This is a genomic window from Egicoccus sp. AB-alg2, from assembly GCF_041821065.1.
In the GTDB taxonomy this organism is placed as follows: domain Bacteria; phylum Actinomycetota; class Nitriliruptoria; order Nitriliruptorales; family Nitriliruptoraceae; genus Egicoccus.
The window spans coordinates 475,530-486,946 of record NZ_JBGUAX010000004.1 but is presented as its reverse complement, the minus strand read 5'-3'; the positions used below and the strand labels follow the sequence as shown (position 1 = coordinate 486,946).

At 73.4% G+C, this 11,417-nt stretch carries 10 protein-coding genes; 5 read left to right on the top strand and 5 right to left on the bottom strand.

The window, feature by feature from the left end; all coding sequences use genetic code 11:
- Window positions 1–312 precede the first annotated feature (312 nt).
- From ACERM0_RS09845 to ACERM0_RS09825, 5 genes are all read left to right on the top strand, one after another.
- Window positions 313–1,209, top strand: a complete 897-nt coding sequence (locus ACERM0_RS09845; RefSeq protein ID WP_373678403.1) for a GNAT family N-acetyltransferase — start codon at window positions 313–315, stop codon at window positions 1,207–1,209.
- Window positions 1,210–1,226: 17 nt separating this feature from the next.
- Complete coding sequence (menC, locus tag ACERM0_RS09840; protein ID WP_373678435.1) at window positions 1,227–2,351, top strand: o-succinylbenzoate synthase; 1,125 nt, start codon at window positions 1,227–1,229, stop codon at window positions 2,349–2,351.
- 14 nt (window positions 2,352–2,365) lie between these two features.
- Window positions 2,366–3,424 (top strand): ATP-dependent DNA ligase, encoded by a 1,059-nt coding sequence (locus ACERM0_RS09835; RefSeq protein ID WP_373678402.1) that lies wholly within the window; start codon window positions 2,366–2,368, stop codon window positions 3,422–3,424.
- An 89-nt stretch (window positions 3,425–3,513) separates the two neighbouring features.
- Window positions 3,514–4,521, top strand: a complete 1,008-nt coding sequence (gene lgt, locus ACERM0_RS09830; protein ID WP_373678401.1) for a prolipoprotein diacylglyceryl transferase — start codon at window positions 3,514–3,516, stop codon at window positions 4,519–4,521.
- A gap of 32 nt (window positions 4,522–4,553) precedes the next feature.
- Window positions 4,554–5,183 carry a TetR/AcrR family transcriptional regulator gene (locus ACERM0_RS09825; protein ID WP_373678400.1) on the top strand — a complete coding sequence of 210 codons (630 nt, stop codon included), beginning with the start codon at window positions 4,554–4,556 and terminating at the stop codon, window positions 5,181–5,183.
- Between the two features lie 22 nt (window positions 5,184–5,205).
- Here the strand turns inward: ACERM0_RS09825 and ACERM0_RS09820 are convergent, their stop codons facing one another.
- The 5 genes from ACERM0_RS09820 to pdhA form a co-directional block, all read right to left on the bottom strand.
- Window positions 5,206–6,084, bottom strand: coding sequence for a hypothetical protein (locus ACERM0_RS09820; protein ID WP_373678399.1), 879 nt, complete (start codon window positions 6,082–6,084; stop codon window positions 5,206–5,208).
- Window positions 6,077–7,504 (bottom strand): dihydrolipoyl dehydrogenase, encoded by a 1,428-nt coding sequence (gene lpdA / locus ACERM0_RS09815; RefSeq protein ID WP_373678398.1) that lies wholly within the window; start codon window positions 7,502–7,504, stop codon window positions 6,077–6,079. Before lpdA ends, ACERM0_RS09820 begins: the two co-directional genes overlap by 8 nt.
- 12 nt (window positions 7,505–7,516) lie before the next feature.
- Complete coding sequence (locus ACERM0_RS09810) at window positions 7,517–9,079, bottom strand: dihydrolipoamide acetyltransferase family protein (protein ID WP_373678397.1); 1,563 nt, start codon at window positions 9,077–9,079, stop codon at window positions 7,517–7,519.
- A gap of 115 nt (window positions 9,080–9,194) precedes the next feature.
- Entirely contained in the window at window positions 9,195–10,166 is a 972-nt protein-coding gene (locus ACERM0_RS09805) for an alpha-ketoacid dehydrogenase subunit beta (protein WP_373678396.1), read from the bottom strand.
- 2 nt (window positions 10,167–10,168) lie between these two features.
- Window positions 10,169–11,272 carry a pyruvate dehydrogenase (acetyl-transferring) E1 component subunit alpha gene (gene pdhA / locus ACERM0_RS09800; RefSeq protein ID WP_373678395.1) on the bottom strand — a complete coding sequence of 368 codons (1,104 nt, stop codon included), beginning with the start codon at window positions 11,270–11,272 and terminating at the stop codon, window positions 10,169–10,171.
- Window positions 11,273–11,417: the final 145 nt, after the last annotated feature.

Below are 11,417 nucleotides of genomic sequence, written 5' to 3'. Positions count from 1 at the left end.
CTGTGTGCGCGACCGTCTGGTCCGGGACCGGGCCTCCCTCCCGAAGACGCCCGGGGTCGGGCCGTGCCCCGGCCGGCCATGTCGGCCGGCGCCCCGAACCACACCCGGACCTGCCGCGGACCATGACCCAAGTAGCCCATTCGGCCACCGTCAAGAAGTACTAGTCAAAATACGCACTGGCTCCGTGGATCTTCAGGTCCGTGCGTCGTCGGAGCGCGGTCGGGCCGCGATCGGCGCGGGGCCGCGCCCTCGGCCGCCGCGGCAGCTCGGCGGCGACGCGGAGTACGGTGACGCACACCCGAGGAGGCGACGTTGGTCGACCCGTCCAGCATCGAGCAGGCCCTGGCGACGGCCGCCGGCGCCGCCGATCTCGCCGGCGTGCAGGTCGTCGCGCTGCACGATCACCGGGACATGGCGGCCGTCTCGCGCCTGTTCGACGACGTCTGGGGCCGTACGGGCCCGGCCGACGCCATCCTCGCCCCCGAGGCGCTGACCGCCCTCGCCCACGCCGGCGCCCAGGTCTCCGGCGCCCTGCGGGACGACACGCTCGTCGGTGCGACGGCGGCCTTCCTCGGCCGGGACGACGACGGCGACACCTACCTGCACTCGCACGTCACGGGCGTCCTCGGCGGCGCGGCCGGACGCGGGGTGGGACGGGCGCTCAAGTGGCACCAGCGGGCCTGGTGCCTGCAACGCGACCTCGTACGGGTGCGTTGGACGTTCGATCCGTTGGTCCGCCGCAACGCCGTGTTCAACCTCGTCCATCTCGGCGCCCGCGTGGTCGGGTACCGCGAGGACCTGTACGGGCGCATGCAGGACGCGCGCAACGCCGGCACGCCCACCGACCGACTGGTCGTCGACTGGGACCTGTTCGCGCCGCGGGTCCTGGCCGCCGCCGCGGGTCGCGCGGCGGAGCCGGACGTGACCGCCATGCGACGCGCCGGCGCGGCCGCCGTGCTGCGCGTCGACGACGACGGCACCCCGCACCTCACCCCCACCGACGCGCCGCGCCGACTCGTGCAGGTGCCGGCCGACATCGAGGCCATCCGGCGGCAGGACCCGGATCTCGCCACCGCATGGGCCGCCGCCGTGCGTACGACCCTGGGCCACGCGCTGCAGCACGGCATGCGGGTCGGCGGCTGCACCCGCGACGGCTGGTACGTCCTGGCCATGGACCGGGCCGTCAGCGAACTGGCGGAACGCCGATGAGCGCTCGTCTGGCTCCGTTGACGGTCGAGCGGATCGACCTGGTCCGGGTCGGTCTGCCGCTGGTCACGCCGTTCCGCACCTCCTTCGGCGTGCAGACCGTCCGCGACGCGCTGCTCGTCCATGTGCGCGGCCGCGAGGCCGAGGGCTGGGGCGAATGCGTCACCCCCGCGTCGCCCGTGTACTCCGAGGAGTACACCGACGGGGCGATGCACGTGCTGGCCGACGAACTGGTGCCTCGCCTGCTCGCGCCTGGCCGGTCGGTGCGGGCCGAGGACGTCGGGTTGCGCCTGGCCGGCATCAAGGGCCATCGGATGGCCAAGGCGGCGTTGGAGTCGGCCGTACTGGACGCCCAGTTGCGGGCCGCCGACCGGCCCCTCGCGGCGTACCTCGGCGCCACCCGCGACCGCGTGCCCGCCGGCGTGTCGGTCGGGATCCCCGACGGCGGGGTGCCCGAGCTCCTCGAGCTGGTCGCCGGCTACCTGCAGGCCGGCTACGTGCGCATCAAGGCCAAGGTGGCGCGGGGTGCCGACGTCCAGCCGATGCAGGCGCTACGCAGCCGCTTCGGCGCGTCGTTGCGGCTCCAGGTCGACGCCAACGCGGGCTACGACCCGGATGCGCGCGCCGACGTGGCCGCACTCGACGGCCTCGACGAGCTCGGACTGGTCCAGATCGAGCAGCCGTTCGGCCCGGACCGGCTGCTGGCGCACGCCCGGCACGCGGCCCGCTGGCGCACGCCCGTGTGCCTCGACGAGTCCGTCACCGACGCCGCACGGGCCGTCGAGGCGCTCGAACTGCGCGCCTGCCGGATCGTCAACGTCAAGCCCGGCCGCGTGGGCGGCCCGCTGGAGTCGGTGCGCGTCCACGACGCGTGTCGTGACCGCGGGGTACCGGTCTGGTGCGGCGGCATGCTGGAGACCGGGGTCGGGCGGGCACTGAACGTCGCGATCGCCGCCATGCCCGGGTTCGAGCTGCCGGGCGACACGTCGGCCTCGGATCGCTACTTCGCCGAGGACGTCACCGAACCCTTCGTCCTGCAAGACGGCCACGTGGCCGTCCCGCAGGGTCCCGGCATCGGCCGCACGCCCCGCGACGAGCCGCTGAAGGCCGCCGAGCGTCACCGCGTCGACCCGCTCGGGTCCTGAGGAACGAGGCGACCGTGGATCTGCCCGTCACCCCGCCCATCGAGCCCATGCTCGCGACCCTCGCCCGCGAGCTGCCGACCGGGCCACTGCGCTACGAACCCAAGTGGGACGGCTTCCGGTGCATCGTGTTCCGTAGCGGCGACGAGCTGCTGCTGCAGAGCCGCAACCTCAAGCCGCTCGACCGCTACTTCCCCGAGCTGCGCGAGCCGCTGCTGCGGCTGCTGCCCGACCGCTGCGTCGTCGACGGTGAGCTCGTCGTGCCACGGGACGGCATCCTCGACTTCGACGCGCTGTCGGAACGGATCCATCCCGCGGACTCGCGCGTACGGATGCTGGCGGAGCGCACGCCGGCGCGCTTCGTGGCGTTCGACCTGCTCGCCCTCGGCGACGACGACCTCATGGCGGCGTCCTTCGCCGAACGGCGCGAAGCCCTCGAACGGGCGATGCGGGCGACCAGCCCGCCGGTCCACCTCACGCCGGTCACCGACGACCCGGCGACGGCCGACGACTGGTTCGCCCGCTTCGAGGGCGCCGGCCTCGACGGCGTGGTCGCCAAGCCCGCCGCCGGGCCGTACGCGCCGGGCAAGCGCACCCTCGTCAAGGTCAAGCACCAGCGCACCGCCGACGTGGTCGTCGGCGGGTTCCGCTGGCACAAGGACGGACAGGGGGTCGGCTCGCTGCTGCTCGGGCTCTACGACGAGACGGGCACGCTGCGCCACATCGGCGTGGCCGCCGCGTTCGCGGCCAAGCGACGCCGCGAGCTGATCGACGAGCTCGCGCCGTACCGGCCCGCCGAGGGCGAGACGCTGTCCGACCACCCCTGGGCCGACGGCGACGGGATGACCGGTACCCCGCGCGGCCCGTCGCGATGGAACCAGGCCAAGGACACGAGCTGGGAGCCGCTGCGCCCCGAGCTGGTCGCCGAGGTCGCCTACGAGCAGCTCCAGGGCGACCGGCTCCGCCACGGCGCCCGGTTCCTGCGCTGGCGGCCGGATCGGGACCCCGACTCCTGCCGCTACGACCAGCTGGAGACGCCACCGCCGGCCGAGCTGGCTCACCTCTTCGCCGTCTGAGCACGGCGCGGGCGACGGTGGCTCGCCGGCCACGAGCGGGCCGCTACCGTCCCCGCCATCGTCCGTCGCCCGCCCCGAGGCCCCCTGCCGTGCTGCCGCCGCTCGCCACCATCCCGCCGCCGCCGTTCAACGGGCTGCAGCTCGGCCCGCTCGACGTGCGTCTCTACGGGATCCTCATCGCGCTGGGCGCCTACCTCGCGCTGCGCCTGACCGTCCGGCGCTACGAACGGCTCGGCGGCGACGCCGAGGCCGCGGAGAAGGCGGCGCTGGTCGCGCTGGCCGGCGGCTTCATCGGGGCGCGCATCGGCTACGTGATCCCGCGGCTGGACTACTTCGTCGCGAATCCGCAGGACGTCCTCGCCATCTGGCAGGGCGGGCTGACGCTGTTCGGCGGCCTGGCCGGGGGCAGCCTCGCGGGTGTGTGGTACCTACGGCGCAAGGCGATGGACGTGCCGGCCTTCGCGCACGCCATCGCGCCGGCCCTCCCGCTGGCCCAGGCGATCGGGCGGTGGGGCAACTACTTCAACCAGGAGCTCTACGGCCGCCCGACCGACCTGCCGTGGGCCCTGCAGGTCGAGGCGCCGTTCCGCCGGCCGGGTTTCGAGCAGTTCGCCACCTTCCACCCGACCTTCCTGTACGAGTCGCTGTGGAACGTCACGCTGGTCCTCGTGCTGCTCGCGATCGACCGCACCGGCCGGATCCGGCGTGGCGGGCTGATCTTCGTCTACCTCATCGGCTACGGGATCGGCCGCGCCTGGATCGAGGCGCTGCGGATCGACACCGCCGAGCGCTACCTCGGCTGGTCGCGCAACAACTGGGTCGCGCTGCTGGTGATCGTCATCGGCGTCGTGGGGCTCGCCTGGTGGCAGCGCCGCCCGGTGGCCGAACCGACCGAGACCGCGGACGCCGAGCACGAGCTGACCTCCGGGGACGACCACGAGCAGACGTCCGGTGAAGTCGACGAGCAACCGTCCGACGAGGACCACGAGCAGGGTTCGGGCAGTCACGCGGCGAACCCCGACGAGCACCCGGCCGACCAGCAGGTGCTGACGGACGAGGACGCACCCCGGCCGGGCGACGCGGACGACGCCCGCTGACCGACCACCAGGCGACCAACGGAGGTGTCGCGGTGACCACCACCCGTCCCGGCCGACGCGACGAACAGCGGGCGCGGACCCGGCAGGAGCTGCTCGACGCGGCGGCGCGTGTGTTCGCCGAGCGCGGCTACCACGCCGCGTCGGTCGACCTGGTGGCCGAGGCGGCCGGCTACACCAAGGGGGCGGTGTACTCCAACTTCGACTCGAAGGAGGAGCTGTTCCTCGAGTTGCTCGACCGTCGCATCGACGCCTCCATCGACGCCATGGAGGAGCTGCTGTTCCAGCGGCCCGCCGAGGAACGGGCGGCCATGTTCACCGGCGACGATCCCGAAGTGGACGTCGTGGACGTGGACTGGTTCCTGCTCGAGACCGAGTTCCTGCTCTACGCGGCCCGCAACGAGCAGGTCCGCGACCGCGTCGCCGCGCGCCGCCGGATCATCCACGAGCGGGTGACCGAGATGATGCGCCGCCACTTCGACGAGCTCGGTGTCCCGGAGTCGCGACTGCCAGCGGCCGACTACACCCGGATCCTGCTCGCGCTCTCCGATGGGCTGACCCGCGCGTCGCTGGCGGACCCCGAGGCACGCCACGGCGCCGGCCAGGTGCTCGCCGACGTCACCGACGCGCTGGTGCGACGGGCCACGGCGGGCGACGAGGGCTGACGCGGGCCGGCGCCGTGCGAGCTCAGTCGCGTTCGCGGTGACGGCGGCCGTGGACCACCAGCCCGGCGGCGGCGAGTGAGCGTCGCCAGGCGTCCTGCGGGCGGCGCAGCGTCGCCGGCTCGACGTGACGCTGCGCCAGCGCGGCCACCGGCGCCATCCACAGGTGCGGTTCGCGGTAGCGGCCCTCGTCGCGCTCCAACTCGATCACGGCCGGTTTGATCGCGCCGGGCACCAGGTAGGGGCCCGAGGTCGGGAACGAGCGGCCATACCAGCCTTCCCAGTCGCGCACCGGCGCCCGGGCCCGCAGCGAGCGGTCCACCGGGCGGACGGGGTGCAGGCCCTGCTCCCAGCAGGCCGCCAGCCACCCGTCGCGCGGGCGTCCCGACGCGTCGGTCGCAGCGACGTAACGTGCGAACGGCACCAACGGATGGTGCCGCTTGCCGTGTGGGCGGACCAGCACCAGCAGGCGCGACAGCTCCAGCCGCGCAGCGAGTCGCGGCAACTCCGCCAGCACCCCGCGACCGATCCCACGTCCGCGCGCGGCGGCCGCCACCGTCACGTCGAGCACCGCGAGGGTGTCCGCGTCGCCCTGCTCGGCGGCGGTCGTCGCCCGATCCACCCCATCCCCCGCGCCGCCGGCCGGGGCGCCGGCGGCCGTGCCGTCCCAGGTGACCGGGACCGCCCGCACCACCGCCAGGACCTCGCTGCGCTGGTCGAGCCGGACGAGCTGCGTGGCGGTCGCGACCCGGTCGAGGTGGTCCCGGTGCCGGGCGGTCAGCGCCGCCAGGAACGGCGGTACCTGCTGCGACTCGACCGCCCGGACCGACGCGAGCCGCGACGGGACTTCGGCCAGCGACGCCCACTCGCCTGGTCTCGCGGCCCGTGGGTCCGTGTCAGGCACCGTGGAACGGCAACCCCGCGGCGGACTGGAAGGCCTCGCCCATCGCCTCGTACAGCGACGGGTGTGCGTGCGTGATCGCCGCGAGCTCGGACGGCAGCGCCTCCCAGGCGGTCACCAGGGTCGCCTCCGCGATGAGGTCGGTCGCGTGGGGGCCGACGACGTGGACGCCGACGACGGCGCCCTCCGGCCCGGGTGCGCCCGACGGCGGCCCGTCCGTGCGGTAGACGATCTTCACGAAGCCCTCGGAGCCCGCGAGGATGCCCTTGGCGTTGTGGCGCAGCGACGAGGTCTCCGTGGCGACGGCATCGCCGTGACGTTCGCGTGCCTGCGCCTCGGTCAGCCCGACCGAGGCCACCTCGGGGTGGCAGTAGGTCACGCGCGGCGTCTGGGTGTGGTCGACCGGCTGGGCGCGGTCGACGCCGGCGATGCGGTCCGCGACCGCGAAGCCCTCGGCAAAGGCGGCATGGGCCAGGGCCAGGGTCGGCCGCACGTCACCGACGGCCCAGAGCCCGTCGACGGCCGTGGCGCCCCACTCGTCGGTGACCACGTAGCCGCGCTCGTCGAGGAGGTCGAGTTCCTCGGCGCCGATGTCGGCCGTGTTGGGTCCGCGACCCGTGGCGATCAGGATCCGGTCGGCGGCCAGCGTGCGACGCTCGCCGTCCACCTCGACGACGACGTGGCCGGCGTCGCCGTCACGCGCCACCGACTGCACCCGCGCGGCGGTCAGCACCTCGATGCCGCGCTGCCGGTAGGCCTTGGCGACGGCCGCCGAGCAGTCGGCGTCCTCGAGCGGCAGGACCCGGTCGAGCGCCTCGACCACGGTGACCTCGGTGCCCATCGGCTGCCACATGGAGGCGAACTCCATGCCGATGGCCCCGGCGCCGATCACGACGGCGCGCCGTGGGGGCTCGGTGAACCACAGCGCCTGATCGGAGGTCTGCACCACCTCGCCGTCGACCTCCACGCCGGGCAGGGCGCGGGCGTACGAGCCGGTGGCGATCACGACGTGGCGGCCCTGCACGCGCGTGGTGCTCCCGTCGTGCGCGGTGACCTCGACCTCGACGCGGCCGTCGTCGCCGCGGACGAGCCGGCCGCGGCCCTCGTGCCGGGTGGTCCGCTTGGACACCAGGAAGTCCAGGCCCTTGAACATGCGGGTGATCACGTTCTCGCGGAACGCGGCGAGGGCGTCGCCGTCCAGGCCGTCGAACGTGACCCTCAGCCCCAGCACGTCGGCGCGGTGGACCTCCTCGAGGACCTCGGCGACGTGCAGGACGGCCTTGGAAGGAATGCAGCCGCGGTGCAGGCAGGTCCCGCCGACCTTGTCGGCCTCGACGAGGGCGACGTCCAGCCCGCGGGCGGCGGCGCGGAAGGCGGTGGCATAGCCCCCGGGGCCGCCACCGACGACGACGATGTCATGCACGATCCGGCCTCCTCAGCTGTGCAGCAGGATGCGGGCGGGGTTCTCGCACAGGCTCGCGACGTAGGTCACGAACCGGCCCGCCTCGCCGCCGTCGCTGATCCGGTGGTCGAACACCAGCGAGAACTTGCCGGTGCGTCGGACGGCCAGCGCGCCGTCGACTGCCCACGGGCGTTCCTCGATGGCACCGATGCCCAGGATCGCGCCCTCGGGGTGGTTGATGATCGGGTTGCCGTCGTCGTTGCCGAAGGCGCCGTAGTTGGACACGGTGAAGGTGCCGCCCGTCAGCTCGCCGGCGCCGATGCTGCCGTCCCGGGCCGCGGTGGCCAGGCGGTTGAGCTCGGCCGCGATCTGCAGCGTCGACTTCGTGTGCGCGTCCTTGATGTTGGGCACGATCAGGCCGCGGTCCGTGTCGGCCGCGAAGCCGAGGTTGACGTGCTCGTGGAGCCGGATCTCGCCGGCGTCGCGGTCGATCATCCCGTTCAGCGTCGGGAAGCGCCGCAGGCCGAGCACGACGGCCCGCAGGATCAGCGCGAACGGCGTGATCTTCACGTCGAAGCCGTCGGCGCGGGCCTGTTCGGTGAGGTCCTTGCGCAGCTCCCACAGCTCGGTGAGGTCGGCCCACTTCGTGCAGGTCGCCTCGGGGATCTCGCTGCGGGAGACCTCCATCTTCTCCACGATCCGCTTGCGGATGCCGCGGATCGGCTCGACCTCGCCCGGCGTGCGCCCACGGAACCCCGGGACGACCTTCTCGCCACCTGCCGCGAACCCGGCGAACGGGTCGGTGGCCGGCACCTGCTGCGTGCCGACGGCGGCAGTTCGAACTGCGGCGGTGTCCGGCGCCCCAGCGCCGGCAGCCGCGGGAGGACGACCGAGCGAAGCGAGATCGTCCGACCTGGAGTTGAGGACGTCGTCGCGGGTGATCACGCCGCCGGGTCCCGAGCCGGGCGCGAGGTCCGCGAGGTCGATGCCGAGGTCCTTGGCCAGCTTGCGCACCGGCGGCTTGGCCAGCGGCTTGACCGGCGCGGCCGTGACCTGACCGTTGCCGCCGCCGTTCCCGGCCCCGCCGCGACGCCGCCGGCGCGCGCCGGACTTGCCCTGCCCGTAGCCGACCAGCGGCTGGGGCTCCTCGTCGGCGTCCAGGCCGGTCGACTTGCGCCCGGCCTCGCCCTCGTGCACCTCGCCGTAGAGTCCGGCGGTCTCCTCGACCGACTTGGCGGCCGCGGCGGCCCCGGCCTCGAACCCGCCCTGCGCGGGCGAGGCCTCGGTGGCCGGCAACGGCTCGGCGCCGTCCTCGACGACGGCGCCACCTTCGACCTGCACATCGATGCGCAGGAACACCGTGCCCACCTGCAGGGCCTCGCCGACGTCGCCCACCTTCTCCACGACCCGGCCGGCGAAGGGCGAGGGCACGTCCACGACCGCCTTCGCGGTCTCCACCGACGCGACCGTCTGGTTGAGCTCGATCACGTCGCCGACCTGGACGTGCCACTCGACGATCTCGCCCTCCTCGAGCCCCTCGCCGAGGTCGGGCAGCTTGAAGTCCTTCACGTCCGCCATGTGTCTGTCAGCCTCCATCGGCGCCGCTCCCGGGCGCCACAGCCGAGCGTGCCGCCCCGCCACCACCGAGAAGGCGGCCGCGGCGCTCCCCCCGGGACGGGAGGAGCAGCCGGCACGTCGTCAACGATCGTTCTCAGTACGCGAGGGACCGCTCGACGAGGTCGAGGATGCGGTCGACGTCGGGCAGCCAGTACTCCTCGAGCTTGGCCGGCGGGTAGGGCGTGTCGTAGCCCGTCGCCCGCAGCACCGGTGCCTCGAGGTGGTAGAACGCGTGCTCCTGCACCCGGGCCGCGATCTCCGCGCCCATGCCCAGCGTCTGCGCCGCCTCGTGGACCACGATGGCCCGGCCGGTGCGCTGCACCGACGCCACGATCGTGGGGGCGTCGAGGGGGTTGAGCGAGCGCAGGTCGACGACCTCCAGCGACCATCCCTCGTCGGCGGCGGCCTCGGCCGCCTCCAGCGCGGTGCGCACCATGGGCCCGTAACAGAACACCGTCACGTCGGTGCCCTCGCGCCGGACCACCGCCTGGTGCGGCGCCTCGGTCTGCACCGGCAGCGCCGTGTCGGACTTCATCCAGTAGCGCCGCTTGGGTTCCAGGAAGACGACCGGGTCGTCCATCGCGATGGCGGCCCGCATCATCGAGTACGCGTCCTCGGGCGTGCCCGGCGTGAAGACCTTCAGGCCGGCCGTGTGGGCCCAGTACGCCTCGGGCGACTCCGAGTGGTGCTCGACCGCGCCGATACCACCGCCGTAGGGGATCCGGATCGTGACGGGCAGCTTGACCCTCCCGCGCGAGCGGTTGGGCATCTTCGCCAGGTGGCTGACGATCTGCTCGAAGGCCGGATAGGTGAAGCCGTCGAACTGCATCTCCGGTACCGGCCGGAAGCCGTACATGGCCAGCCCGATGGCGGTGCCGATGATGCCGGACTCGGCCAGCGGGGTGTCGAAGCAGCGGTCCTCGCTGAACGTCTCCTGCAGCTTGTCCGTGACGCGGAAGACGCCGCCGAGCTTGCCGACGTCCTCGCCGAAGACGAGCACGCGCTCGTCCTCGGCCATCGCGTCGTGCAGCGCCTGGTTGATCGCCTGTGCCAGTGTGACCGCCATCGTCAGCCCTCCCCGCGAGCGTCGAGCTCGGCCCGCAGCTGCTCGCGCTGGCCGTCGAAGTGCCCGGTGGGGTCCACGTACACGTGCTCGAACAGCTCCATCGGGTCGCCATGCGGCGCGTCGTAGATGCCGCCGCGCACGTAGGAGGCGACCTCCTTGGCCTGGTCCTCGATGGCCTGCTCGAGCTCCGCGTCGTACAGGTCGCGCTGCTGCAGGTAGTTGCGCATCCGCGCGATGGGGTCGGTCTTGGCGGCCTCGTCGAGCTCCGCCTGCGTGCGGTAGCGCGACGGGTCGTCGGAGGTCGTGTGGGCCTCCATCCGGTAGGTGAGCGCCTCGATGAAGGTCGGGCCCTCGCCGCGGCGGGCACGCTCGACCGCCTTCTTGGTGACCGCGTAGGTCGCCAGCACGTCGTTGCCGTCGCAGCGCCGGCCCGGGATGCCGTAGCCGACGCCCTTGTGGGCCAGCGTCGGGGCCGCGGTCTGCTTCTCCAGCGGCACCGAGATGGCGTACTGGTTGTTCTGCACGAAGAAGATCACCGGCGCCTTGGTCACCCCGGCGAACGTCATCGCCTCGTGCGGGTCGCCCTCGGACGTGCCGCCGTCACCGAAGTACGTCATCGTGACGATCGGGTTGTTGTCGAGCCGGGCGCCCATGGCGAACCCGGTGGCGTGCAGGGCCTGCGTGCCGATCGGGATCGACATCAGGCCGAAGTGGTGCTTGTACGGGTCGTGGTCGCTGAGCCACGTGCCGCGGTAGAGGTGCAGCAGCCCGGCCGCGTCGACCTGGCGCACCAGCGCCGCACCGAGCTCGCGGTACGACGGGAAGATCCAGTCCTCGTCGGCCAGCGCGTACGCGGAGCCGACCTGGGCCGCTTCCTGGCCCATGCAGGACGCGTAGACGCCCAGCTGGCCCTGGCGTTGCAGGTTGATCGCCTCGCGGTCGACCTTCCGGGTGACGACCATCAGCCGGTACAGCTCGCGCAGCCCGGCGTCGTCGAGGTCGATCGGGTGGTCCGGATCCTCGTGGTAGGTCCCGTCCGGGTCCAGCAGGTGCACCGGTTCGTCGGGAGGTAGCAGCTCCCGGGGATCGATGGCAGCGTCGGCCACGTGCCCACTCCTCGCTCTCGTCGGGGCGGCGCACGGGGTGCCCGGCGACGCCCTGGCCTACAACGGGGTGCCGCGTCCTCCCTGGCACGCCCGCCTCACCGCAAATCCTGCCCCAACGGGGCAGCGCTCGCAGTGACCGCTCCAC